We start from the raw sequence: 25,569 nt of genomic DNA, 5'->3' as shown, positions 1-25,569 counted from the left end.
AATATAGTATATGAACATTGCATTGCTCGGTTACGGTAGAATGGGGAAGGAGATTGAAAAAGTAGCGCTTCAACGTGGACATACAATCATTTATAAAATCTCGAAAGATATTGAAAGCTATGACTTTTCAAAAGTAGATGTAGCTATAGATTTTAGTATTCCATCAGCAGCATTTCAAAACATTTCGCATTGTATCAAGCATCAAACACCTGTTATTTCAGGAACAACCGGTTGGTTAGATCGTTATGACGAAATTGTTTCTTTGTGTAAAGCGGAAAAAGGAGCATTTATTTATGCTTCTAACTTTAGTTTAGGCGTCAATATTTTCTTTGAGATGAATGCGTATTTGGCAAAAATGATGTCGCAGTTAGAAGATTATAGCGTTGGAATCGAAGAAATTCATCACACCAAAAAACTAGATGCACCAAGTGGAACAGCAATTACACTTGCTGAAGGAATTATTGAAAATACAACTTACAGTGATTGGAAATTAGACGCGGCTGAAAGAGCTACTGAAATTCCAATTGTAGCAAAGCGTATTCCTGAAGTTCCTGGAACACACGAAATTACCTATACTTCTTCTATTGATACGATTTCTATTCAGCATGAAGCACACAATCGTCAAGGATTTGCTTTGGGCGCTGTAGTTGCAGCAGAATGGATTCAAAATAAAGAAGGCGTTTTCACCATGAAAGACGTGTTAAACATATAATAAATATAAAAAATAGTAACTTTCGCAATATATATTTGTGAATAACCAACAGGATTCAGTACTTATGCAGTATTGAATTATAAAAAATACAACAAATGACACCATTACAGTTATTGACCATTTTCTTTGCCGTTCAGGTAATTCATTTTCTTGGAACGTGGAAACTATACGTAAAAGCAGGACGAAAAGCTTGGGAAGCTGCAGTTCCTGTATACAATGCATATGTTTTAATGAAAATTATCAATAGACCAAAAGAATGGTATTGGATTATATTATTATTTATTCCAATCATTCAATTGATTGTATTTCCTGTACTTTGGGTAGAAACGATTCGTAGTTTTGGACGTACAGAACGTTTTGAAACTGTTGCTGTTGTTTTAACCTTAGGTTTATACATATACTATGTAAACTATATGTTAGATGTAGAATATGTACACGACAGAAGTTTGAAGCCAAGAACGACAACTGGAGAATGGATTGCTTCCATATTGTTTGCAGTTGTTGCAGCAACATTGGTACATACTTATGTAATGCAGCCATTTGTAATTCCTTCATCATCTTTAGAAAAAACATTATTAGTTGGTGATTTCTTATTTGTAAGCAAAATACATTACGGAGCAAGAACGCCAATGACAGCTGTTGCTGCACCAATGGTACACGATGCAATTCCATTAACAGGTTTAAAATCGTATTTAACAGAACCACAATTACCATACTACAGATTTCCAGGATTTGAAACTATTGAGCGAAATGATATTGTGGTATTTAACTGGCCAGCAGATACATTAACCATAATTGATAATCCGAATAGTAAAGTTATTTACAAACCTTTAGACAAGCGTTCTAACTATGTAAAACGTTGTGTAGGTTTACCAGGAGATAAGCTAGAAATACGTGATGGATTTGTATTCACTAATGGAATTCAAAATGATTTACCAGGCAGGTCAAAGTTACAATTTAGCTACATTGTGAAAACAAAAGGAAGTCGTTTCAATGATCAATATTTGCATGATGCATATGATATTACAGATGGCTATTCTTATATTGATAAACAAGGAACAGCTATTTTTCCTGCAGTAACAGAAGCATCGGCAGAAAAACTAAAAAATCATCCTAATGTGCTTTCTGTAGATAAGTATACAATACCTAAAGGAACAAAGGATAACAGTGTTTTTCCACACGCTGAAAATTACAAGTGGAATAATTTTAACTTTGGACCAATGACCATTCCTGCCAAAGGAGCTACAGTTAAGTTAACCAAAGCAAATTTACCATTATACAAACGTGTAATTTCTGAATATGAAGGTCAAAACTTAACCGTAAAAGGTGATCAAATTTTGATTGATGGTGAAGCGATAACTTCATACACATTCAATCAAGATTACTATTGGATGATGGGAGACAATCGTGGAAATTCACAAGATTCTAGAAGTTGGGGATTTGTACCATTTGATCACGTTTTAGGAAAACCAGTATTTGTATGGATGAGCTGGGATACAAAAGCTTCAGGATTTAATAAAATACGTTGGAACAGACTATTTACAACAGTAAGTGGAGAAGGAAGCCCAATTTCATACTTTAGATATTTCTTAATATTGTTAGCAGGTTGGTTTGTGTTTAATCATTTCAGAAAGAAAAAGAAAGCAGCTAAGTAGTAGTTTATTAATGTAGTAATGGATTAATTTGAAAATGTGTCAATTCCTTAATTGTTGATTTGTTTGATATGTAATTCTAAAAAGATAGCTTTCATAACTCATAACTCATAACTCATAACTCATAACTCATAAAGGACTGAAAACTCTAATCCATCCAACATATTTTCCAAGTATTGCGCAGTATGTACAATTTGCGAAAGCGGAACATATTGTGTTTGAAATGGAAGATAATTTTCAAAAGCAAACCTATCGTAATCGTACGTATGTATATGGAGCTAATGGAAAACTAATGTTCAATGTTCCTGTGCGACATGATAAAGCTGTAAAGCATCAAAAATATAAAGAAATCAAAATTGCGAACGAAACACCTTGGCAACGTTTGCATTGGAAATCCTTAGAATCTGCTTACAGAACTTCACCTTATTTTGAATACTATGAAGATGAATTGCGTCCATTATTTGAAAAACGATATGCCTTTTTAATGGACTTGAATTTAGATACAATCCATTTGATTAATGAGTGTTTGCAGTTAGATATAGAAACATCTAAAACGACAACATATCAACCAATTGTTGCAGATATACATGATTGTAGAAAACTTGCAGTTGTAAAAAAAGAACCGGATTATGGTTTTGAAAACTATACGCAGGTATTTGACGACAAACATGGTTTCATTCCAAATCTTAGCATTTTAGACTTACTTTTCAATGAAGGTACAAATGCACTTACGTATTTAGAAAAACAAACTATTTCATAATGTTACTCAGAACTTGTGTTCACTACGGATTACACTTTATCTTTCCGTTACTCATTGCTTTTTTTGTGTATCGCAAACAATGGAAAACGACATATTTCATATTTGTTTTAGTCATGTTTATTGATCTCGATCATCTATTAGCAACACCAATTTTTGATCCAAATCGTTGTAGTATCAACTTTCATCCATTACACAGTTACTATGCAATTGTTGTCTACGCAGGGTTTTTATTGTTTAAAAAAACACGCGTTTTAGGAATTGGTTTATTACTTCATATACTTGCTGATACTGTAGATTGCTGGATGATGTAGGGCAAAAATAGATCGCTTCGCTGTTAGATTTTAGATCGCTAACGCTATTAGAATTTAGACTTTTGTTAGGTATTAGATACGCGTCATTCTGAACTTGATTCAGAATCTCATTAAAAGAGTAATGAATATAAAAAATAGTGTATAAGCAATATAGGAGCTACACAATTTTTATGGTATTCTGACTGATCTAAAAATAAAAATATCGATCAAACCTTTTAAAGTTTAATCGATATTATTTTTACACAAATTTAAATTTGTTTACAATTAATGACCTCCACAACAAGTATTGCCCATAGTGCAACATTTTGATTTACAATAGCGGAAGCTAGTAACTAGTTCGTTTGTGTAATAAGCTCCTCCTTGAACTGTTTTGTTCTGAAACTTTGAAATTGATTTTTTGTTTAGCGCTAATAATGTAGCTTTCTTTTTCATAATGTTGATTATTAAATGTTTACCAAACAAAAGAAAGAAACAATAACTAACGGCAAGTAAACCCCGATAAATATTTACTTGAGAGAAAACTTATATTGTAACAAGAAAATCAGTTTTGCTATATGCTTATAAGTGATTTTATATAACTTTCTGGTTATGATATTTATTTTCAATTATTAGGAGAAACCGAACTGGATTCGGTTTGACGAAAACATGACTTTGTAAATATTTTTATTCCTTAAAACATACCACATAATCTTAGTTCTGTTATACAAGCTTCATACGTAACCGTACAATCTTGATATAGGTCAGATGAACAGCATTTAGTTTTGCAAAATTGTTTGCTCGTATAATGGTCATAAAAAGCGTCACCACCGGTAATATTAGTATCTCTGAAGTTTGAAATTGACTTTTTGTTAAGCATTAATGATGTAATTTTCTTTTTCATAGCATTGAAATTTTAAATTATTAATAAATCAAATGAATGAAATAGAAATCAAGAGAAAGTGAAATCCGATAAAGCTTTACTTAAATGATGATTGTGATTTTTGACATGTTTTATATCAGAAAATATTTAAAAACATTATTTTTATTGTGGGTGAATTAAAAAACAGGAATTTATAAATATAAAATGAAAATCAAAATGATAATATATAGTTTAATAGCGGTAGTTGCAATAATTATAATAATGATTTTTATGAATAGAGCTAAGTCAGTTGAGCCTGAAACTACTACTATTAAAACAACTAAAAACGATCAACCACAAGATACTACAGTGAAAAAAAATCCTTATATGGATTTACGAAATATTGCATTTTCAGTAACTTCAGAAGAACTTGGCTTGCAAATTCCAAATGATTCCGATAAAGTATATGCGATTATAGCAGATTTAGATATGAGTGATGCAACGGTAACAGTAGTGTCATATGCAACAGGAGATACAAGTATTTACTTAAGTACTGGTGGTGGATTTATTGGAGCTGGGCAACATGAAAATGTTCAAAAAGTGGTAAAAAATTTTATTGAAAAAGCAGAAGTGTTTTCTTCAAAAGGTAAGCAATATGAAACTACTGAATTACCTAAAGCAGGAATTGCAAACTTCTACTTCTTATCAAATAATGGAAATACTAAAATAGTAGAGATACTGTCGAATCTAGAAAGTGGAAAATCAGAATATTCAGAATTATTTCGAGAACTAAACCTTGTGATGACAGCTATTCGTTTGCAAAGTGGAGAATGATTGCCATTAAAAGACGAATATCTTAAGAACAGAGAGCTAATCAATAGAAAAAGAAAAGGATCTCAACTGCACTCAAACTAACAATTAATCAATAGAAATCACACTTTTAATAGCGTAATGATCGGAATAGTGTTCTGAGAAAGTTTGAAATTTATTTACCTTAAATGTTTCATCAATCAAAATAAAATCGATTCGCATCGGGAAGTACGAGAAGTCTAATGTTTTTCCAAATCCTTTTCCTGAATTAACGAATGCATCTTGCATATCGCCTTTAATGGTTTTATACACATTTGAGAATTGTGTATTGTTAAAATCGCCTAGGATGATTTTTTTGTAAGTACAGTTTTTTCGATTCAGCTCAAATAATTCTGCTTGCGATTGCTGCATTTTAAATGTATTTGCCATACGTTTTAGCAATCGTTCTGAATTTTCTTGTGAAAACTCTTCTTCTTTTGGGTTAATTCGCAACGATTCTAAATGTAAATTATACACACGAATTGTATCGCTTTGTTGTACAATATCTATATAGATTGCATTGTTTGGTGTATTTGGAAACTTCAGTGAGCCTTTGTGGATAATTGGAAATTTAGAAAAAATTGCTTGTCCCGTTTTTTTATTCTTTCCTTTTAACGCAACATATTTATACGGATAGAAATTAAAATCAGCTTCTTGTTTTGTGTGAAATTCTTGAAACGCAATTATATCTGGTGATTCTGTTTGAATCAAATCTACAATTTTATCATCGACATGCTTTTGTTTTATCCATTCATAAATATTAAACAATCGCACATTATAACTCATTACTGAAATTGAGTGTTGGGAAGGTTCCGTAGTTTTTCCTGAAAATTTATATAACGATGTTACATGTGAATAGCCTAAAATTAAAACCAATAGTGATAATAGGAATTGCTTTCGGACATTTAAAACCCAATAAATCAAAAAGATGAAATTGATAATGATAAAAACAGGAACTAATAAACTTAATACTGAAAGAATCGGGAAGCTTTTTGGAACTACATATGGTAATATATATGATAAAAGTAAAAGTGCAGCAAATACCGAATTGAAGAAGAAGACAACTCTACCAAAAAAACCTAATTTTTTCTTCTTTTCAGCCATATATTAATTTTCCTTTCCTGCTTTAAATAAAAAGTCCTTTTCTTCCTTTGTCAAGCTTTCGTAGCCAGACTTACTTATTTTATCTAAAATGCCATCAATTTTGTGTTGTTTTTCTGTTGGTGATGGCGAACTAGTTTTAGTAGAACGCTTTTTTGTTTTGTTTTTGTATACAGTTTTTAGTGGAGATTTCTTTTTTGGTTTAAAATAACTCACTAAAGTATCCATCATTTTTTCAAATCCGCTACCAATATCACTTCCTTTTTGAAGTCGTTTTGCGTATACATAGCCTAACAATGCGCCACCTAAGTGTGATATAAATCCACCAGCATTTGCGCCATCATTCATGGGTATTCTGATTAAATCTAAAATCACAAAAAAGGCTCCAAATTTCCACAACTCTATCTTAAAGTTAAAAATTGCAACAATCATATTGGCACGAACCGTAGTTACAAAAATTAAAATAGCCATAATTGCAGCTGAAGCACCAACTAATGGAGGTGTTCGTTCAATGAAAGCTGGAAATAAATTATAACTCAATAGGAAAAAACATCCACCAACAATAGCACCTAAAAAGTATACATTTAAAAAACGTTTTTCTGAATATATTGAGAGAAATAATCGTCCTATATAATACAATCCAATCATATTAAAAGCCAAATGAATTAAATCTCCATGCAAAAAAGAATATGTAATAATTGACCAAGGTTGTAAAAAGAAATCTCCAAATGCTTTTGGAAGATAAAGCCAGCGTGTAATTATATTATTCTGAAATAAATACTCAACTAAATAGAGTACAATAAATATTGCGGAGTTAATAGCGATTAATTTGCCAATAAACCCAAGACGTGCATATCTATATTTTATGTCATCAAGTAAATTCATATTATCTGTCCCAACGATTTTTATTAAACTGTGTTTTATTCCAATACCACATAAGTAAAAAGCCAAATAATGCGCCACCTAAATGCGCAAAGTGTGCAATGTTTCCACCACCAAATAACCCTGCGCCACCAGAAATTCCTGAAATTAAATCATATGCTAACAATCCTGGAATAAAATACTTTGCTTTTATCGGAATTGGTATAAACATCATCATTAATTCCATATTCGGATACAACATACCAAACGCTACTAAAACACCATATAATGCTCCTGAAGCTCCAAGTGCAGGAACAAGGAAAGATTCTGTCATTGTTGTAAATTGGCCATCTGTAAGTACATTTTTCCAACCTGAATTATACATACCTTCTTTAAGGGTATTTAAAATTTCAGCTTGACTGTATCCAGCTTCAACAAGAATATCCATATTGCTGTACACTCCATAATAATTAACGAGTGTGTGTATTAAGCCAGCGCCAACGCCTGTAATCATGTAAAAGCTTAGGAATTTAATTTTTCCCCATCGCATTTCTAGTGACGAACCAAACATCCATAAGCCAATCATATTAAATAAAATATGCATAGGACTCATAACTGAGTGCATAAACATACTAGTAATTGGTTGCCAAAATCTGAATGAATCATTCTCAGGAAAATGTAATGCAAATAGACTTACAAGGTCTATTCCTCTGTCTGCCAATATTAAAGTAGCTACCCAAAGAATGACATTAATGATGATTAAATGTTTAACCGTTTCCGTAATCCGCATCATAACTTATATGAATTTTTTATCTAAATCATCCACGCTTAGTGTGATGAAGATGGTTTTTTGAAAAGGTGAAATCATCGGTTCTTTACAGGCAAAAAGATTATTTACTAAGGCTTCTTGTTCTGCTACTTCTAATTTTTTTCCGGTGCGAATTGCCATGCTTTTAGCTAGTGATTTTACTAAAACATCTGTCTGGCTGAATCCAGTATCAGGGATTTCTCCTTGAAAATCGTTAAGCATTTGCTCAATAATAATCTGTAATTCACTTTCCGATATGTTTGATGGAATTCCCGAAAGTTCAATGGTATCATCCGTAATGTTGCTAAACATGAATCCAATGTTTTCTAAACTTTCTTTGACTTCTCGCAATAGTGCAATTTCACTTGTGGAAAACGAAAATGTAACTGGAAACAACAATTGTTGACTTACCGCTTCACTTACCGTTATATTTTTTAATAATTGTTCGTACAACACACGTTGATGCGCTCTATGTTGATCTATAATTACAATTCCTGATTTTATAGAACTTACTAAGTATTTTCTGTGTAATTGATAGGTTAATGTTTCTCTTGGTTCATCGTTTGCAAATAATGAACTTGTCACTTCTTCTGATTCAAACTCGATGCTTTCGCCAGAAAAACGAGTAGTATTGTTTGCGTTTGATTCGAGTCCGACATATAAACTTTCCCAACCTTCAGTTGATTCTTTCTTAAAGTTTGAATAGCGTGGAGCAGTGGCTGTATTTCCAGAAATCTTCTTTTCATCCGCAAATGGATTAAAGCTTGAATCTACTTGAATTTTAGGAACAGCTGCTTGTTTATTTTTGTAATCGTAAGGTGTGTCTAAATTCGCATCTCGATCAAAATCGAGTACAGGCGCAATATTAAACTGCCCTAAACTATGTTTTACAGTTGCGCGAAGCATTGCATATAGCGAATGTTCATCATCAAATTTTATCTCTGTTTTTGTCGGATGAATGTTGATATCAATCGTTTCAGGATTTACTTCTAAATAGATAAAATAGCTTGGTTGCATCTTTTCTTTCAGTAAACCTTCAAACGCTGCATTAATTGCATGATGTAAGTATGGACTTTTTATGAATCGATTATTCACGAAGAAAAACTGCTCGTTTCTGCTCTTCTTTGCAAATTCGGGCTTACCCACAAAACCACTAATTTTAACAATATCTGTATCTTCTTCAACAGGAACTAACTTTTCATTTGTTTTTCCTCCTAAAATATTAACAATACGTTGTCGTATATTACTTTTAGGAAGATTAAATAGTTCATTTCCATTGTGATATAATACAAATCCAATATCAGAATGCGCTAAGGCAACACGTTGAAATTCATCAATAATATGACGTAATTCTACCGTGTCAGATTTTAAAAAGTTACGGCGTGCAGGAATATTATAAAAAAGATTTTTCACTGCAATTGAAGTTCCTGTAGGTGTGGTTACAACTTCTTGTGTGACTACAGTACTACCTTCAATTTTAATGCGCGTTCCAAGTTCGGCTTCCTCTTTTTTTGTTTGTAATTCTACATGTGCAATTGCCGCAATAGAAGCTAAGGCTTCACCACGGAAACCTTTCGTATTTAAATTAAATAAATCTTCTGCTGCTTGAATTTTAGACGTAGCATGGCGTTCAAAGGAAAGTCGCGCATCTGTTTCGCTCATTCCAAAGCCATTATCAATAACGTGTATAAGTGTTTTTCCAGCTTCCTTAACAATCAGTTTGATTTCGGTAGCTTTTGCATCTATTGCATTTTCAAGTAACTCTTTCACCACTGATGCAGGTCGCTGCACAACTTCTCCTGCTGCAATTTGGTTTGCAACATGATCGGGTAAAAGCCTTATTATGTCTGCCATGTATTATTTTCCTCTAGTAAATATTGATAGGTCAAAGTCAATAACATACAAGAAAATTAAAAGAAGTACTCCAATTATGATTAGTAAACGAACTGATACTTCACGATTTCCTCTATGTCTATTGGCTTTTCGTGCTTCTTTCCAGTGTCCTCCAAAGTCATTTGCATTGAGACCTTCTCTGTTCTTTACAAATCTTGACTCTATTTCATAAACGTTTCCAGTCTCTTTACCTTCATAGTAACGAGGTGTATAATTGAATCGTTTGTTCTTTCTTAATTTAAAAACATTTCCTTTTATAAACATAGGCGTAGAATTATATCAAAGTTACCTAAAAACTGAACAAAAACCATTCCTAAACTTATAAAAATTGTTAAAATGGTATTGATTTAAAATTTAAAAAGCTTCCGTTTGGAAGCTTTTTGTGTGATTATCTGTGTATTGTTTGCGTTCTATCGGGACCGACAGAAACAATTTTGATTGGAATTTCTAGTTCTTTTTCTAAGAAATCAATGTAATCATTCAATTCTTTAGGAAATTGATCAGGACTTGACATTTGTGTCAAATCTTCTTTCCAACCTTTAAAATCTGTATATATCGGTTCAATGTTTTCCGGCTCAATATTGTACGGAAGATGTGAAATAGTTTCTCCTTTGTATTTGTATGCTGTACATACTTTTAAGGTTTTAAAACCAGAAAGTACATCACCTTTCATCATCATTAACTGTGTTACACCATTTACTTGTGCCGTATATTTTAGCGCAACTAAATCGAGCCATCCACAACGTCTAGGTCTTCCAGTTACGGCACCAAACTCATGTCCAATTCGTGCCATGTCTGATCCAACTTCGTCAAATAATTCTGTTGGAAAAGGTCCAGAACCTACACGTGTTGTATATGCTTTAAAGATTCCGAAAACTTCTTTTATTTTGTTAGGTGCTACACCTAAGCCTGTACATGCACCAGCCGCAGTTGTAGTAGAAGAAGTTACAAACGGATACGTTCCGAAATCAATATCTAATAACGAACCTTGTGCGCCTTCTGCTAAAATTGTTTTTCCGCTTTTTTGAGCTTGGTGTAAATATTCTTCACTATCAATAAATTGTAATGATTTTAAAACTTCTACTGCTTCAAAGAATTCAGTTTCCATTTCTTTTAAATCGTACTGAACATCTACATTGTAAAACTTAATCATCGCTTCATGCTTGTTAGTCAATGCACGATATTTTTCTTTCCAATTGTTTAATTCTAAGTCTCCAACACGAATTCCGTTTCTTCCAGTTTTGTCCATATACGTTGGTCCGATACCTTTTAAGGTAGAACCAATTTTCGCTTTTCCTTTAGAAGCTTCAGAAGCTGCATCTAATAAACGATGCGTTGGAAGAATTAAGTGTGCTTTTCTTGAAATGATGAGTTTGGTTTTAATGTCAATATTAAATTGTGCCAAACCATCTAATTCTTTTTTGAAAACTACAGGATCGATTACGACACCATTTCCGATGACATTGGTTGCTGTTTCGTGAAAAATTCCAGAAGGAATTGTACGCAAAACGTGTTTAATTCCATCAAATTCGAGTGTATGTCCTGCGTTTGGACCACCTTGAAAACGAGCAATAATATCGTAGTTGGCGGTCAATACGTCAACAATTTTTCCTTTGCCTTCGTCTCCCCATTGAAGTCCGAGTAGTAAATCTACTGCCATTGTAATAATTGAGTTAGTGTGTTGTTGTTAGTTGTTTTTCTTAGTTGCGTAGAAATACAGTGAATGATTGTGAATATCAATGTCAAAGATTTCTTCTATTGTTTTTTTGATAATTTGAATTCGTGGATCACAGAATTCCATCACTTCTCCTGAATCCGTTAGGATAATGTGATCGTGTTGTTTATCAAAATATGATTTTTCGTAGTGTGCTTGGTTTTGACCAAACTGGTGTTTACGAACTAAGTTACTGTCTAGTAGAAGTTCTATTGTATTATAAAGTGTAGCTCTACTCACTCTATAATTTTTATTTTTCATTTTAATGTATAACGACTCTATATCGAAGTGTTCTTCGCTTTCGTATATTTCTTGTAGTATGGCAAAGCGCTCTGGAGTTTTTCGATGTCCGTTATCTTCTAAAAACTTTGTAAAAACGTTTTTTACAATATCTTGATTATTTTCCTCCATTTGTTGTTGCATCTTGGCTGAAGATTAAAAAGCAAAGTTACACTTATTTTTCAAATTTTAGGACACAAAAATGTATTGGAATTTAAAACAAATTCAAAAGTTCAATGATTTTAATAGGTGAGAATTGAATATCTTTTGTTTTTTTACAATTAATAGCGTACTTTTAATAAGTATAATTCTGATTTTCAGAAATATATATTCTCCTATAAATATATAAAACAGTATTGTTTTAAGCGTCTATTTGGACGTGATTTTGAACGTGATTAACTCAAAGTTTTATATATCATGAAAAAAAAAGAATTCAATACTAAACTTAGCCTAGGAAAGAAAGTTATTTCCAATTTACAACAAAACCGTCTTCACGGAGGTATTGATGCAGCTTCTGATCCAATTATAATTACAACTATAAAATGGACAGATGAACGTATTTGCACTGGTGGATATACAAAAGATGTATGTCCAGTTGATACGACAAGAGTGACAACAATTCCACCAACTTGTATGGATGCTTGCCACACTGAAGCTTGTACAAACTAAAAAACTTTAAAAACTAAATACTCATGAAGAAAAAGGATTTCAATTCAAAATTAAACTTAAATAAACATATTATCTCTAGTTTACAAAAGGGAAGTATTCAAGGAGGAACAGATACTATTGCGCATGCAACTACGTATATAATTGTTAATACAATAAAAATTACAATAGAGCACTTCACAAAACCACGCGTGTGTCCACAAGCAACAGAAGATGGTTGTCCGTTATCACATGATTGTACAACAAATCCACCAAGTTGTGTTCGTACCGCTTGTATTTGTTAAATCTTGATAAAATCAAATCATTATGAAGAAAAAAGAATTTATTGGGAAGTTATTATTAGGAAAAAGAGTGATTTCCAATTTGCATAGAAAAAGTGTTCAAGGTGGAAATAACAATCCAACAACAATTAAAGACATTAAAACAAAACAAGATGCATGCACCATTATACCTACATGCTATTGCTCATTAACATGTCCTGATTTGTGTGAGCAACAAATAAATTAAGTTACTACTAGTTATTGTAACTCGAAAGCTGTCTAGATATTCTTTTTAAGAATATCGTCTGACAGCTTTCTTTATATAATAATATTTTTTTGAATTTAAGCGCGTGCTACTTTTTCGATTCCGTTGATTTTTTTAAGATTCGTAATCAAGCGTTTTAGAATTGAATTATTTTTTACAATTACCGTAATGCGTCCTGTAAATATACCGTCATTAGTTTCAAAACTAATATTTCGAATGTTTACGTGCATGTTGTTAGAAATGATTTTTGTGACTTCATTTACCAATCCCATATTGTCAATTCCTGTAAACTCAAGCAATGCGGTAAATTCTTCCTGAGAAGAATCAATCCATTTTGCTAACATTATTCTATAAGCATAGTTTGCCTGTAAACTCACAGCATTTGGGCAATCTTTCTTATGCACTTTAATTCCTTCATTTACCGTTACAAAACCAAAAACAGGATCGCCAGGAATAGGATTACAACAGTTAGCTATTTTATAATTTAGCTTTTCTTCTTCCTTCCCAAATACAATTAAATCATATCGATTGGAAACTTCTGGTTGATTGATTTCTTCCGTTGGAATGCTTGGAGAGCGTCGTATTTTATTCTTAAAGAACTTAAATATACTATTGCTACGTTGCGAAGCGAATTCTTTTAACTTTTGGTTGTCAATCGTACCAATTCCGATACGATAAAATAAGTCTAAACTTGTTTTTAGTTTAAAATGACTTACCAATTCGTTAATTGACTTTTCGTCAAGTGCAATTTTTAATTGCTTTAGTTTACGACGTAAAATTTCTTTTCCGTCTTCGGCAATGCTTTTCTTTTCTTCTCGTAATGATGATTTTATTTTAGATCGTGCACGCGAAGTCGTTGCATAATCTAACCAGTTTGCGTTCGGCTTTGATTTGTCAGATGTAATAACTTCAACCTGATCACCACTTTTCAACTCGTGACTTAGTGGAACTAGTTTTCCATTTACTTTTGCGCCACGCGTATGATACCCAACTTGCGTGTGAATACTAAAAGCAAAATCGAGAGGAGTTGCGCCTTTTGGCAAGGATCGTAAATCTCCTGTAGGTGTAAATACGAATATTTCTTTTGCGTACAAGTTCAATTTGAATTGTTCCACAAAATCAACCGCATTCACTTCTTGATTTTCGAGAGCTTCTTGTAATTTATTTAACCAAGGTTCTAAACCTTGTTCTTTTTGTTCTCCTTGTTTGTATTTAAAATGTGCTGCATAACCTTTTTCTGCAATTTCATGCATTCGATGCGAACGAATTTGCACTTCAACCCAACGACCTTTTGGCCCCATTACGGTAATGTGTAAGGCTTCATAACCTGTTGATTTTGGTGAAGAAATCCAATCACGTAAACGTACAGGATTTGGTCTAAAGTGATCCGTTACAATTGAATAAATCTTCCAGGCAAGAAATTTTTCATTTGATTCATCAGCAGATTCATAAATAATTCTGATCGCAAATTTATCATATACTTCATCAAAGGCAACACCTTGTTTTACCATTTTTCTGCGAATGGAAAAAATGGATTTAAAGCGTCCTTTTATTTCATAATCAAGTTCTTCTTTGTCTAACGAGTTTTTAATGATAGCAGCAAAGTTGTCAATATATTCTTGTTGTTCTTCTTTACTTTCTTCAATTTTATTTTGAATATCATTAAAAACTTCAGGTTCGGTATATTTTAATCCTAAATCTTCTAATTCAGTTTTTATATTATATAAACCAATACGATGCGCTAATGGTGCGTATATGTATAAAGTTTCAGAAGCAATTTTGACTTGTTTGTGTGCAGGCATTGAAGCCATTGTTTGCATATTGTGCAAACGATCTGCAATTTTGATAATAATTACACGAACATCATCATTGATTGTCAATAGCATTTTACGGAAGTTTTCCGCTTGCATTGATACATCCTTATCTTTCTTTAAATGTGAAATTTTGGTCAAACCATCTACAATTTTTGCAACGGTAATTCCAAACATACGTTCAATGTCTTCTAGTGTGTAATCGGTATCTTCTACAACATCATGGAGTAGGGCAGCAACAATGGAAGTAGCGTCTAGCCCAATTTCAGAAGCGACAATTTTTGCAACAGCAATTGGATGAAAGATGTACGCTTCGCCACTTTTTCTTCGTTGTTCCTTATGCGCATCAACAGCAACATCAAATGCTTTTCTAATGATTTTTTTGTCTTCACTAGAAAGGATCTGATAACTAATACGCAACAATTTCTTGTATTGTTGGGCAATGGCTGCATTTTCTTTTTCGATATCAATTTCTGTCATATAATTTAAAATTAAGCTAAACAAACGGAAGAAACAAGTATGAAGAATGAATTTAAAGAATAAAATGACACTTTGGATTGTAATGTATTCCCGTAGCGATCTTATGTGATTGTTTTATAAAGAAGATTAGTGTATTGACTATCTTATAGTTCATAATCTTTAAATTATAAAATCATGAAAAGTATTTTAAACATTTCGGAAATTCAAATTTTAGGTAAAAAAGAACAACGTGCTATTACAGGTGGCGGATTTGGACCATGTTCACAAACGTCAGATTGTGGACCTGCAAATTGTTGGGTATGTGTACAACCAATTGGAAGGTGTTTATTTTTATTTAGCTGTCCAAGATAGGATTAGTTAAAATTCCTTTGTCGTTTTGCTTCAAAGATTAAAATAGCAGCAGCTACAGAAACATTCATAGAATCAATTTTTCCCTGCATAGGAATAATAATGTTTTGAGTAGAATTTTGTAACCATTCGTCACGCAAACCTGTGGCTTCTGTTCCTACAACAATGGCTGTTGCTTTTTTGAAGTCTTGTATATGATAATTTTCAGAAGCAGTTAATGCTGCACAGTAAATTGAAATTTCTTTTTCATGTAGAAATGAAATGATTTCGGAAGTACTTCCCATCGCAACTTGTGTCGTAAATACGCAACCTACACTTGATCGTACGATATTCGGATTGTATAAGTCTGTTTTTGGATTTGCAATAAAAACAGCATCTACGTTAGCGGCATCAGCAGTTCGGAGTAATGCGCCAATATTTCCAGGTTTTTCGGGAGCTTCCGCAACTAAAATTAATGGTGTTTTGTTATGAAACGAGATAGAATCTAACGAATGTACTTTGGTTTGCATAATGGCTAGCACACCTTCTGTACTTCCTCGATACGCTATCTTTTGATAAACTTCTTTTGAAATTTCAATGCATTCGGGTGAATTGTTAGCATTTTTCAATAATTCCTCAATGCGCTCATGTGAGCATATTTCAGGATAAAAAAACAGTGTGTCTATTGTGTAATTTCCATCTAGCGCAAGTGATAATTCACGAAAACCTTCTAGAATACATTTTCCTTCTTTTTTACGACTTCTTGATTTTTCTTGAAGTTGTAATATGAATTTAATAGTAGAATTTTGCGTGCTAGAAATCTGTTTGTACATGCTGCAAATATAGGAAAGCTATTTTAGAAATTTTAGCTATTTAGTTGTGCACATTTTTATAGTTTTAAAATTAAATAGCTCAAGTTGACGCAACCTTTTTGTGTATTTTGCATCTAAAAGTTAACTTGTTGATATTTAGCAAGCTGACAACTATGAAAAAACTATTACTTTTAATTTAGCGATTGACGTACGTGATTTTGCTTCAGGTTTCTACTTGTTTAGAATGCAATCAGAAAACTAAGCTGTGTTAACAAAACGCCTTATTGTAAAATAAATTTTTAATCTACATAAAGAAAAATCCAATAATAGCTTTATAGTTAGTATTGGATTTTATGTTGTACTATTTTTCAACACACTTTTTAAGTTAGAAAAGCATATGAATATAGAGTTAGAAGTTGAAAACTGCGCTATAATCCCCTGAATAATCAATAGTTTCAAGTAAGATTTTTTTTAATAATATATATTTAAAGTATTTTTGATAAAATTTAAACCGATACCACATGAATAAAATTACTTTCTTTTTAATTTTACTTTTTACCAATATTATGTTAGCACAAGTTGCTAATCAACCTAGCGATTTTGAACTTTGTGATGACAATAACTTCACGCCAGGCAGTTCTATTGAACCAAATGATATTAATGATGGATTGGAATGTTTTGACTTAAGTCAGAAAAATGCCGAAGTGTTAGGAAGTCAAAACCCAGCAGATTTTAACATTACGTATCATGCAACACAGGCAGATGCTGATGCAGGTGTGAATCCATTACCAACAACATATTGTAATGTTAATAGTGTTGAAATTATTTTTGTTCGATTGGAATCTGTAACAGCAACTACTTTTGATACAACAAATTTTACATTATTTGTAACACCAAGTCCAGTTGTACCAGATTCGGCAGCTATAGATATTTTTCTGTGTGACGAATCTTCAAGTATTGACGGATTTACAACATTTAATTTAACAGCAAACGAAACTTATATTTACGGTTCGCAGTCACCAACGGATTATACATTGAGTTATTTTGAGTCAGAAGCAGATGCAGTCGCAGATATCAATGCAATTACGAATTTAACTTCGTATACAAACCTTACAATTGATCAAGCTATCTTTATTCGTATGACAAGTAATGTTACTGGTTGTTTTACAATTGGTTTCTTTCATCTTTTTGTAGAAGCACCACCAATTTTGATACAAGTAACACCTTTAGAGCTTTGTGATCAAAATTTTGATGAAATAGAAGTTTTTGATTTGACACAAAGAGCAGATGAAATTACAAATAATGATACTTCAATTACACTTGAATATTTTTCTTCACAGTCAGATTTGAATAGTGGAAACCCTATTGTAAATCCAACTGCATATTCAAATACTATAAATCCACAAACTATTTTTGTACAAGGAACTTCAGGAGATTTTAACTGTACTTCTTCCGTTACGTTGACGTTACGAGTTGTGCCATCGCCTTCTCCAAACATGAATCCGACACCGATTACTTTTTGTGACTCTGGTAACACTGGAAATGTTACGTTAGATTTAACAACGCGAGAAGCTGAAATTTTAGATGGAGAACCAAATGTTATTACGAGTTATTACCAAACTCTTTCTGATGCAACAACAGCAACGAATGCAATTGTTGATCCTACAAATTTTTCTATCAACGTTTCAAGTACTGAAAATGTTTACGTTCGTGTAGAAAGTAATATACAAGGTTGTGCTACAATAGTAACACTTCCTATCCAAGATGCAACACCAATTTTCATAAATACAAGTTATGATTATGTTACTTGTGGTACTGGAAACAATGGCTCAGTAGCTATTAATTGGGATGTAGTGACTACTACATTAACTTTATTAAATGCTGCACAACCTATTGATGAATACACAATAACATATCATGCAACAGTAGCAGATGCACAAAATAATACAAGCGCATTACCAAACGGATATCAAAATACAAACAATCCGCAAACGGTATATATTCGTGCAGAACATACTGCTACAGGATGTATAAATGCTGCCAACACACCTTCATTAAATATACTTGTTGATGATCAATTAAATGTTGCGGGCCCAGCACCATATGAATTATGTAATGCAGATGGAAGCGGGTATCAATCATTTCAACTCTCTTCTAAAGATGCAGAAATAGCAAATGGACAAAATTTAACAATTACCTATCACGAAACAGCTGGAGATGCTGAGAATAATGTAAATCCTATTATAGGAAACTACGTCAATATAAATCCATACTCACAAACAGTATATGCACGTGCTGAAAGTTTAGTAACTGGTTGTTTTGCTGTAGTTGCATTAGATTTAATTGTTTTTGATACATGCTTGCCAACTGCAAATTTTAATGCTAGTTATGTTTGTGATGATGATACAGACGGATTGATTTGTTTTGATCTTACTTCAAGATTATCTGGCGCAATCGGAGCAACAGATCCTGCTGATGTAACAGCAAGTTATCACTTATCATCTAACGATGTATACACAAATAGTAATGCAATTATAGATCCAACAAATTTCTGTACCACAGAAGTTGCACAAAATATTTACATTCGAGTACAAAATACTGTTACAGGCGATTTATATGAACGTGTGTTTATACTTGGTGGAGTTATCATATATGCTACAACACCAACTCCTTATGTTGTTTGTGATGATGATGCAGACGGATTTGCACAATTTACGCCTGCGTCTAAAATTCAAGAAATAATAAGTGGAAATACAGGATATAGAGTAGACTTTTATAGAACTTTAGCAGACGCGCAAGCAGAAACAAATATATTAACAGATATTGTAACCAATACAACTCAGTTTACAGAAACAATTTATGCTCGTGTAGAACCTACTTCTGCTTTATATACTTCTGCTAATTGTAGTAAAATTGTTCCGATAGAACTCATTGCTTCTACAACAGTTTGCGCAACGACAAGTGATGATACGTATGAAGTTTCTACCATACCACATACTATTTATGATATTAATGCCGTACCGACTTCAAATTTAGATGATTATTTTACGGATGTAATAACCATGCCTTTTGATTTTGACTTTTTTAATGAAACATATAACGAGTTTACAATCGGAACTAATGGACTTGTTACATTTAATACATTCAACGCAAATACAAATTGTAGATGGCAACTACAGGCTGGTCAGGAAGTTCCTTCATCTGAATTATATTTAAATTCAATTTTTGGACCGTACCATGATTTAGACAATACAGGAACTGGAGTTTTAGGTTATGGTGTTATTGGAGAAGCACCTTTCCGAAAAATGGTTGTCTTTTTTGATAATATGAACCAATTTGGAGGACAATGTGATGATCCAACAACAATACAAATTGTATTATACGAAACGTTTAATATTATTGATGTTCAAATAAAAGAAAAACTTGCATGTATAACCTGGAATAACGGTTTGGCAGTATTAGGAATTCAAAACCAAGATGCTTCTGTTGGGTATGCACCTGCTGGCAGAAATATGGGAGTTTGGGATGCAATTAATGAAGGACATCGATTTATGCCAATTGCAGCATATGAAAATATTTTTTCAGTATTGTGTGATACAAATTTAGACGGAATCATGGAGTTTAACCTTCAAGATATCAATAATGATCTTTTAGGTGGAGATGCAGGAACAGTATCGTATTATCTTTCTGAAGATGATTTACTCAATGACCTTAATGTATTACCAACATTATATACGAATACGAGCAATGGTCAGAAAATTTATGCACGAATTATTAATTCAAATACGAATGAAATTACAATCAAAACAGTAACACTTGCTGGAATTTCATGTGCAGAAGATTACGACTTAGATGGAGTGTCAACCATGGATGAAGATGTAAATCAAGATGGGAATCTAGGAAATGATGATACTGATGGTGACGGAATTCCTGATTTTGTTGATGAAGATGACGATGGAGATTACGTTTTAACGAATTTGGAATTGATTAACACTGCAACTGGTTTGCCTGAGAATAGTTTCTTGGATACAGATAATGATATGATTCCGAATCATAGAGATGATGATGATGATGGAGACGGAACACTAACAATTGATGAAGATTACAACGGAAACAACAATCCAGAAGATGATGATACGAACAATAACAACATTCCTGATTACTTAGATAACTTGATCTTCTTAGGTTTGGATGAATTTACAATCACAGATGTACGTGTGTATCCGAATCCTGCAAAGGACAAACTTACTATTGAAGCAGGAGCAGATGTTCGTGTTAAAAAGATAGAAATATATAGCATAGATGGTCGATTGATACATACACAAAATCAAACGACATCAACAAATAACTTAACGGTTGATGTAAGCGACTTTGCTTCAGGTTTCTATCTGTTAAGATTGAAATCGGAAAACAATGCTGTGTTAACAAAACGCTTTATTGTAGAATAAGTTTTAATACTACTTATAAAAGCCCAATACTATTGATATCATTAGTATTGGGCTTTTTTGTATTTCAATTATCAAACTTGAATTAAAAACCTGTAAATACTAGTTGCTTTTTCATGAACCATCAACAATTTTCTAGTAAGATTTTTTTCACTAATACATATTTGCAGTATTTTTGATACAATTTAAAACCAATTACCAATGAAAAAAATTACACTTCTTTTACTTTTGTTTTTAACCAATAGTATACTAGCGCAAGTTGCAAATCAACCAAGTGATTTAATAGTTTGTGACGATGATAATGATGGTATTTTTTGTTTTGATCTTTCATTTCAAAACTCTCAAATTTTGGGAAGCCAAAATCCTGTGGACTATACTATAACGTATCATGTTACACTAGCTGATGCTGATAGTGGTACAAATCCATTGCCATTTATTTATTGTAATGTAAGTCCAGTAGAAACTATTTTTGTGCGTTTGGAAGATAACGCAAGCGGTGGAGTAATGTTTGATACTACTAGTTTTGACTTGATTGTAAATCCTATACCACAATTAACTTCATCATCATTTAATTATGTTTTTTGTGAGTATGATAATGATAGTGTTGGACAATTTAATTGGGATGAGGTAACAGCGACGTTAAACCTTTTGCAAGCACCACAAAACATAAATGACTTTACGGTAACCTACCATGCTACAGTTGCTGATGCTATGAATAATACTGCTGCATTAGTAAATGGATATGAAAATACAACAGATCCACAAACGGTATTTATACGTGTTACCGACAATAATACAGGTTGCTATAATGGAAACAATATTGCTTCATTACAATTGAGTGTGGAAAATAGACCGCAAGCATTGACACCATCAGTGTACGAATTATGTGCAAACAGTCCATCAAGTCAAAGTACTGCTACTTTCGATTTAACAAGTTTAGATGCTACGATTATTGGTGGTCAAGTAAATGTTAGTGTATTTTACTATGAAACAGCAAACGATGCAATGACAGGTACAAATGGAATTGCATCATCAAGTTCATATAACAATATTGCAAACCCGCAAACAGTATATGCAACAACACAAAGTGTAATTACGGGTTGCTTTTCTGACCCTGTAACTGTTGCTTTACGAGTAAATCCATTACCAGTTGTAACTTTGCCAGAAGATACAATACGATGTATTGATGGAACAGGAATGTTACTAAATCCTTTTGAGATAGGAACTGACTTAGGTCCTGGAATTAGTTATTCTTGGACTACTCCTCAAGGAATGTCATCAACCCCAACCGTAACTGTTTTTGTTGCAGGAACATATTCTGTTTACGTAACTGATAATAATAGTAGTACTTCTTGTGGTTATTCAGATAGTATTACTATTGATTCAGAATTACAACCTTGTCCATTATCTGTAGAAGAGGTAAATACGGTGAATATTACAGTATACCCAAATCCTGTGAAAGATGAATTAATGCTTCAAGCTGAGGCTAATACACAAATAGAACGTTTAGAAATCTATTCTTTACATGGGAAACGAATCCTTCAACAAAATGTAGGTATAGGAAACGAAGAAACTACAATTGATGTTCGTAATTTCACATCAGGATTCTATATTCTAAAAATTCAAACGAAAGAAAAAGGAACACTTACAAAACGATTTATAGTAGAATAAATTTAGAATCTATTCATAAAAATAAAGTCCAATAATAGCTTCACGGTTGTTATTGGATTTTTTTATGTAGATAAATTGTAATTATTGAGAATTCATTTCGACTTAGGAAGAAATCTAAAACCAAGATCAATAATGAAAAAAATTACGTTTATACTTTTAGCAACGTTTTTACTAGTAGCGTGTAACAACACTGCAAAAAAAGAAGAAACGGCTAAAGAAGCTGTAAAAGAGGTAGTTGCTGCTGCAAAAGAATATCCAGAAGATTTACAAAAAGTGTTTGATGCACATGGTGGAATTGACAAATGGAATGCAGCACAAACATTGGTTTATGAAATGGTAAAACCAGACAATACTGAAAAACACATTACAGATTTACCGTCACGAAAAACACGTTTAGAAGGAAAAGGCTTTACAATTGGATATGATGGAAAAGATGTTTGGTTAGCCCAAAAAGACTCAACTGCTTTTAGAAGCAATGCACGTTTTTATCATAATTTGTATTTCTACTTTTATGCAATGCCTTTTGTATTAGGTGATGATGGAATTACATATAGCAAAGCCGAAAGTCTAACCTATGAAGGTGTTTCGTATCCAGGATATAAAATTTCATACGGAAATGAAGTAGGAGATTCACCAGAAGATAATTACTTTATATACTACAATCCTGAAACGTACCAAATGGAATGGTTAGGATACACAGTAACATATTTTAATGGACAGCCAAGTACAAAAATAAGCTACATTCGTTATGAAGATTGGCAAAAAGTAAATGGTGTTGTATTGCCAAAAAAATTGACATGGTTTATGAGTAAAGATAACAAAGTGATAGAGCCGCGTAATGCAGTAGAATTCACAAATGTACTTCTTACTAATAAAACAATGGAAAACTCAATGTATGAACGTCCAGAAGAAGCTGTAATTGTTCCAAAAGGATAAGAATAACATGACTTTGATATAATAAAACTAATTAGTTTATCGTAATTCGTTTTTTTCCGAAGTGTAGTAAGTGTTTTTCGTTAAGAATTTTTGAAACCTTGGAGAAAATTTAGAATAACAATTGCGGTTTTAGCTTTTTTAGCTAAAAATACCTCTGGAAAAATTCCCTTTCTTTTGTTTCTTTTCTTTGGGAAGGCAAAGAAAATGAAAAATAAAACATTGAAAAATTAGTCTTTTAGTATAGTGGTATGTAATGTCAAATAGTTATGTAGAATCACGTAAGTGTAAAAAACATAATATTAAAAAACCTCTTTACAACGAGTGTAAAGAGGTTTTTTTATGGGTAAAATTATTTTGTGTTAATTTCCAGTTGCTTTATATGCATCATTGATGTGCAATTGATTTGCATCAAATCCTTTAAACATGATAGTATTTAAACTATTACGCAATTGAAATCGTTTTGGACTAATATTATCCAGAAACGAATTTTCATTTACAAAGTTTCGAACTGTAAACACAGAACTATGTTCATCTATATGTGCTCTTCTCAATTCTTGATCGATATACGATCCAATGTTCGACAAATCGGGTAACGACTCTAATACTGATGTATATTCACCTGCGATATCATTTGACAACTTTGAAAACGTTGGCAATTCAAAGTTTTCAATCTGTTGATCCAATTCAGGAGTTTCTTCCTTAATTTCTTGTGCAGAAAGTTGCAAAGTGATACCTAATAATAACACAAGAAGGAATCGTTTTATCGTTTTCATAACATTTTTTTTTAAGTTATATGCATCAAATTTTATTCCAAAGTTACTACTTCCCGTCGAACTTTTTCATGTAACGTTTCCATAATTTAGTTTGATGCGTCTCTAAACTCAACATACGTCCTTGAATGAAAGCATATGTTAAAATATTTGTACGCATATCTAAGGCATCACCTTCACTAATAAACAGCGTTGCATCTTTACCAACTTCTAAGGTTCCAAGTTGAGCATCAATACCTAAAATTTTAGCAGTATTTGACGTGATTAATTGCAATGCTTTTTCTTTATCCAAACCATGTGCAGCCACAGTTCCTGCTAAGAAAGGTAAGTTACGTGTATTCATGCGTTCCATCTGACCACTATTTTCAAGTCCAACTAAAACACCAGCATCAGTTAATATTTTTGCTTTCTTATACGACAAATCATAATCTTCATCGTCCATTTCTGGAACAGAATGCGTTCTGTGTAATAAAACAGCAACATTGTTTTGACGTAATGTTGTCGCAACTTTATGTGAATGATAACCACCAACAATTACTAATTTTAAACTATTCTTTTTAGCAAAAGCGATAGCATCCAAAATTCCTTTTTCTGTATCAACATGGACAAAAAGTGTTTGTGAACCGTCTACCAATCCAGACATTGCTTCAAAAGGTAAATGTTTTGGACTCTTTGAACCACTTAAATAACTTTTAGCATCATTAAATACAGCTTGAATTTCCTGTATGTCTTTCGTGTAATTTTTATTTGGACGTAAACCTCTTGGTTCACCAAGCCACCAACGACCACGTGAAAAATTATTTGGCCAATTCATATGAATTCCATCATCAACTTTTACAGCTGCATCTTCCCAATTCCAAGCATCTAACTGTACAATAGAGGAAGTCCCTGAAACGCGTCCGCCTCTTGGCGTAATTTGCGCTGTCAAAATTCCATTTGGTCTACAACTTTCTACAACCTTCGATTCTGTATTATACGCAATCAAACTACGAACATGCGGATTAATGGTTCCTGTTTCACTCTGATCACGTGTTGCGCGTACAGCGTCAACTTCTACCAAACCAAGTGTAGAATTTGGCGCAATAAATCCAGGATATACATGTTTTCCTTTTGCGTCAATTACGTTGCCTGAAGTTTGTGTGTTTCCAGCTGCTCCAATACGAGTTATCTTTCCGTTTTCAAATACAACAACTGCATTTTCAATTACTTGTCCATTTCCAATATGTGCCGTTGCGCCAACAATAGAAATTATTTCTGTCTGCTTTGACGCAGGTGTTTGTTGTGCAAAACTTAAACCGCTGAACAAAACAGTTAAGCATAATGTATATATATAAATATGTTTTTTCAT

Annotated in this window: 23 protein-coding genes; 12 read left to right on the top strand and 11 right to left on the bottom strand. The window is 32.6% G+C overall.

Annotated features, from left to right (window positions below):
• The first annotated feature begins 10 nt into the window (after positions 1-10).
• From dapB to ACUUYC_RS24460, 5 genes are all read left to right on the top strand, one after another.
• Positions 11-712 carry a 4-hydroxy-tetrahydrodipicolinate reductase gene (gene dapB, locus ACUUYC_RS24480; RefSeq protein WP_474270299.1) on the top strand — a complete coding sequence of 234 codons (702 nt, stop codon included), beginning with the start codon at positions 11-13 and terminating at the stop codon, positions 710-712.
• 95 nt (positions 713-807) lie between these two features.
• The gene (gene lepB, locus ACUUYC_RS24475; protein WP_474270298.1) at positions 808-2,367 is read left to right on the top strand and encodes a signal peptidase I; all 1,560 of its coding nucleotides are present in this window, start codon (positions 808-810) and stop codon (positions 2,365-2,367) included.
• A 136-nt stretch (positions 2,368-2,503) separates the two neighbouring features.
• On the top strand, positions 2,504-3,124 hold the full coding sequence (locus tag ACUUYC_RS24470) for a WbqC family protein (protein ID WP_474270576.1): 621 nt from the start codon (positions 2,504-2,506) through the stop codon (positions 3,122-3,124).
• Positions 3,124-3,435: a DUF6122 family protein gene (locus ACUUYC_RS24465; RefSeq protein WP_474270297.1), complete on the top strand. Its 312-nt coding sequence runs from the start codon at positions 3,124-3,126 to the stop codon at positions 3,433-3,435. Before ACUUYC_RS24470 ends, ACUUYC_RS24465 begins: the two co-directional genes overlap by 1 nt.
• A 1,129-nt stretch (positions 3,436-4,564) precedes the next feature.
• Positions 4,565-5,107: a hypothetical protein gene (locus ACUUYC_RS24460; RefSeq protein WP_474270296.1), complete on the top strand. Its 543-nt coding sequence runs from the start codon at positions 4,565-4,567 to the stop codon at positions 5,105-5,107.
• 84 nt (positions 5,108-5,191) lie between these two features.
• On the opposite strand, the gene ACUUYC_RS24455 is transcribed toward ACUUYC_RS24460, so the two are convergent.
• The 7 genes from ACUUYC_RS24455 to ACUUYC_RS24425 all read right to left on the bottom strand — a co-directional run bounded on the left by ACUUYC_RS24455 (position 5,192) and on the right by ACUUYC_RS24425 (position 11,910).
• Positions 5,192-6,226: an endonuclease/exonuclease/phosphatase family protein gene (locus tag ACUUYC_RS24455; protein ID WP_474270294.1), complete on the bottom strand. Its 1,035-nt coding sequence runs from the start codon at positions 6,224-6,226 to the stop codon at positions 5,192-5,194.
• A 3-nt stretch (positions 6,227-6,229) separates the two neighbouring features.
• Entirely contained in the window at positions 6,230-7,108 is an 879-nt protein-coding gene (locus ACUUYC_RS24450) for a rhomboid family intramembrane serine protease (protein ID WP_474270293.1), read from the bottom strand.
• A 1-nt stretch (position 7,109) separates the two neighbouring features.
• A complete protein-coding gene (locus tag ACUUYC_RS24445; RefSeq protein WP_474270291.1) occupies positions 7,110-7,877 on the bottom strand; it encodes a rhomboid family intramembrane serine protease in 768 nt (255 codons plus the stop codon).
• Positions 7,878-7,880: 3 nt separating this feature from the next.
• Complete coding sequence (mutL, locus tag ACUUYC_RS24440; RefSeq protein WP_474270289.1) at positions 7,881-9,746, bottom strand: DNA mismatch repair endonuclease MutL; 1,866 nt, start codon at positions 9,744-9,746, stop codon at positions 7,881-7,883.
• 3 nt (positions 9,747-9,749) lie between these two features.
• The gene (locus ACUUYC_RS24435) at positions 9,750-10,049 is read right to left on the bottom strand and encodes a hypothetical protein (protein WP_474270288.1); all 300 of its coding nucleotides are present in this window, start codon (positions 10,047-10,049) and stop codon (positions 9,750-9,752) included.
• Positions 10,050-10,173: 124 nt separating this feature from the next.
• Positions 10,174-11,445, bottom strand: a complete 1,272-nt coding sequence (locus ACUUYC_RS24430; RefSeq protein ID WP_474270286.1) for an adenylosuccinate synthase — start codon at positions 11,443-11,445, stop codon at positions 10,174-10,176.
• A gap of 27 nt (positions 11,446-11,472) precedes the next feature.
• Entirely contained in the window at positions 11,473-11,910 is a 438-nt protein-coding gene (locus tag ACUUYC_RS24425; protein ID WP_474270573.1) for a Fur family transcriptional regulator, read from the bottom strand.
• A gap of 285 nt (positions 11,911-12,195) precedes the next feature.
• Here ACUUYC_RS24425 and ACUUYC_RS24420 point away from each other — a divergent pair, with 285 nt between their 5' ends.
• Genes ACUUYC_RS24420 through ACUUYC_RS24410 form a run of 3 tightly spaced genes read left to right on the top strand, consistent with a single transcriptional unit; the run spans position 12,196 to position 12,951 of the window.
• Positions 12,196-12,447: a class I lanthipeptide gene (locus ACUUYC_RS24420; protein ID WP_474270285.1), complete on the top strand. Its 252-nt coding sequence runs from the start codon at positions 12,196-12,198 to the stop codon at positions 12,445-12,447.
• 23 nt (positions 12,448-12,470) lie between these two features.
• The gene (locus tag ACUUYC_RS24415; RefSeq protein WP_474270284.1) at positions 12,471-12,728 is read left to right on the top strand and encodes a class I lanthipeptide; all 258 of its coding nucleotides are present in this window, start codon (positions 12,471-12,473) and stop codon (positions 12,726-12,728) included.
• Positions 12,729-12,750: 22 nt separating this feature from the next.
• On the top strand, positions 12,751-12,951 hold the full coding sequence (locus tag ACUUYC_RS24410) for a hypothetical protein (RefSeq protein ID WP_474270283.1): 201 nt from the start codon (positions 12,751-12,753) through the stop codon (positions 12,949-12,951).
• Between the two features lie 95 nt (positions 12,952-13,046).
• Here ACUUYC_RS24410 and ACUUYC_RS24405 read toward each other — a convergent pair whose 3' ends face one another.
• The gene (locus ACUUYC_RS24405) at positions 13,047-15,260 is read right to left on the bottom strand and encodes a RelA/SpoT family protein (protein WP_474270282.1); all 2,214 of its coding nucleotides are present in this window, start codon (positions 15,258-15,260) and stop codon (positions 13,047-13,049) included.
• A gap of 174 nt (positions 15,261-15,434) precedes the next feature.
• Here ACUUYC_RS24405 and ACUUYC_RS24400 point away from each other — a divergent pair, with 174 nt between their 5' ends.
• Complete coding sequence (locus ACUUYC_RS24400; protein ID WP_474270280.1) at positions 15,435-15,611, top strand: hypothetical protein; 177 nt, start codon at positions 15,435-15,437, stop codon at positions 15,609-15,611.
• Positions 15,612-15,613: 2 nt separating this feature from the next.
• On the opposite strand, the gene ACUUYC_RS24395 is transcribed toward ACUUYC_RS24400, so the two are convergent.
• On the bottom strand, positions 15,614-16,420 hold the full coding sequence (locus ACUUYC_RS24395) for a TrmH family RNA methyltransferase (protein WP_474270278.1): 807 nt from the start codon (positions 16,418-16,420) through the stop codon (positions 15,614-15,616).
• Between the two features lie 500 nt (positions 16,421-16,920).
• Between ACUUYC_RS24395 and ACUUYC_RS24390 the strand changes: the two genes are divergently transcribed.
• From ACUUYC_RS24390 to ACUUYC_RS24380, 3 genes are all read left to right on the top strand, one after another.
• Positions 16,921-20,847, top strand: a complete 3,927-nt coding sequence (locus ACUUYC_RS24390) for a T9SS type A sorting domain-containing protein (RefSeq protein ID WP_474270275.1) — start codon at positions 16,921-16,923, stop codon at positions 20,845-20,847.
• Between the two features lie 198 nt (positions 20,848-21,045).
• Entirely contained in the window at positions 21,046-22,515 is a 1,470-nt protein-coding gene (locus ACUUYC_RS24385; protein WP_474270273.1) for a T9SS type A sorting domain-containing protein, read from the top strand.
• Between the two features lie 132 nt (positions 22,516-22,647).
• Positions 22,648-23,451 (top strand): DUF6503 family protein, encoded by an 804-nt coding sequence (locus ACUUYC_RS24380; protein ID WP_474270272.1) that lies wholly within the window; start codon positions 22,648-22,650, stop codon positions 23,449-23,451.
• Positions 23,452-23,810: 359 nt separating this feature from the next.
• Here the strand turns inward: ACUUYC_RS24380 and ACUUYC_RS24375 are convergent, their stop codons facing one another.
• Together ACUUYC_RS24375 and ACUUYC_RS24370 are read right to left on the bottom strand one after the other, a co-directional pair.
• Positions 23,811-24,224 (bottom strand): hypothetical protein, encoded by a 414-nt coding sequence (locus ACUUYC_RS24375; RefSeq protein WP_474270270.1) that lies wholly within the window; start codon positions 24,222-24,224, stop codon positions 23,811-23,813.
• Between the two features lie 46 nt (positions 24,225-24,270).
• Entirely contained in the window at positions 24,271-25,569 is a 1,299-nt protein-coding gene (locus tag ACUUYC_RS24370) for an amidohydrolase family protein (protein ID WP_474270267.1), read from the bottom strand.

The sequence above is a fragment of the Kordia sp. E genome, from assembly GCF_056033805.1.
This window is presented reverse-complemented; position numbering and strand designations above follow the sequence as displayed.

Bases quoted from the DNA above. Each gene is read 5' to 3' on its own strand.
- dapB (WP_474270299.1), top strand. From the start codon at position 11: ATGAACATTGCATTGCTCGGTTACGGTAGAATGGGGAAGGAGATTGAA.
- lepB (WP_474270298.1), top strand. From the start codon at position 808: ATGACACCATTACAGTTATTGACCATTTTCTTTGCCGTTCAGGTAATT.
- ACUUYC_RS24465 (WP_474270297.1), top strand. From the start codon at position 3,124: ATGTTACTCAGAACTTGTGTTCACTACGGATTACACTTTATCTTTCCG.
- ACUUYC_RS24460 (WP_474270296.1), top strand. From the start codon at position 4,565: ATGAATAGAGCTAAGTCAGTTGAGCCTGAAACTACTACTATTAAAACA.
- ACUUYC_RS24455 (WP_474270294.1), bottom strand. From the start codon at position 6,226: ATGGCTGAAAAGAAGAAAAAATTAGGTTTTTTTGGTAGAGTTGTCTTC.
- ACUUYC_RS24450 (WP_474270293.1), bottom strand. From the start codon at position 7,108: ATGAATTTACTTGATGACATAAAATATAGATATGCACGTCTTGGGTTT.
- ACUUYC_RS24445 (WP_474270291.1), bottom strand. From the start codon at position 7,877: ATGATGCGGATTACGGAAACGGTTAAACATTTAATCATCATTAATGTC.
- mutL (WP_474270289.1), bottom strand. From the start codon at position 9,746: ATGGCAGACATAATAAGGCTTTTACCCGATCATGTTGCAAACCAAATT.
- ACUUYC_RS24435 (WP_474270288.1), bottom strand. From the start codon at position 10,049: ATGTTTATAAAAGGAAATGTTTTTAAATTAAGAAAGAACAAACGATTC.
- ACUUYC_RS24430 (WP_474270286.1), bottom strand. From the start codon at position 11,445: ATGGCAGTAGATTTACTACTCGGACTTCAATGGGGAGACGAAGGCAAA.
- ACUUYC_RS24425 (WP_474270573.1), bottom strand. From the start codon at position 11,910: ATGGAGGAAAATAATCAAGATATTGTAAAAAACGTTTTTACAAAGTTT.
- ACUUYC_RS24420 (WP_474270285.1), top strand. From the start codon at position 12,196: ATGAAAAAAAAAGAATTCAATACTAAACTTAGCCTAGGAAAGAAAGTT.
- ACUUYC_RS24415 (WP_474270284.1), top strand. From the start codon at position 12,471: ATGAAGAAAAAGGATTTCAATTCAAAATTAAACTTAAATAAACATATT.
- ACUUYC_RS24410 (WP_474270283.1), top strand. From the start codon at position 12,751: ATGAAGAAAAAAGAATTTATTGGGAAGTTATTATTAGGAAAAAGAGTG.
- ACUUYC_RS24405 (WP_474270282.1), bottom strand. From the start codon at position 15,260: ATGACAGAAATTGATATCGAAAAAGAAAATGCAGCCATTGCCCAACAA.
- ACUUYC_RS24400 (WP_474270280.1), top strand. From the start codon at position 15,435: ATGAAAAGTATTTTAAACATTTCGGAAATTCAAATTTTAGGTAAAAAA.
- ACUUYC_RS24395 (WP_474270278.1), bottom strand. From the start codon at position 16,420: ATGTACAAACAGATTTCTAGCACGCAAAATTCTACTATTAAATTCATA.
- ACUUYC_RS24390 (WP_474270275.1), top strand. From the start codon at position 16,921: ATGAATAAAATTACTTTCTTTTTAATTTTACTTTTTACCAATATTATG.
- ACUUYC_RS24385 (WP_474270273.1), top strand. From the start codon at position 21,046: ATGAAAAAAATTACACTTCTTTTACTTTTGTTTTTAACCAATAGTATA.
- ACUUYC_RS24380 (WP_474270272.1), top strand. From the start codon at position 22,648: ATGAAAAAAATTACGTTTATACTTTTAGCAACGTTTTTACTAGTAGCG.
- ACUUYC_RS24375 (WP_474270270.1), bottom strand. From the start codon at position 24,224: ATGAAAACGATAAAACGATTCCTTCTTGTGTTATTATTAGGTATCACT.
- ACUUYC_RS24370 (WP_474270267.1), bottom strand. From the start codon at position 25,569: ATGAAAAAACATATTTATATATATACATTATGCTTAACTGTTTTGTTC.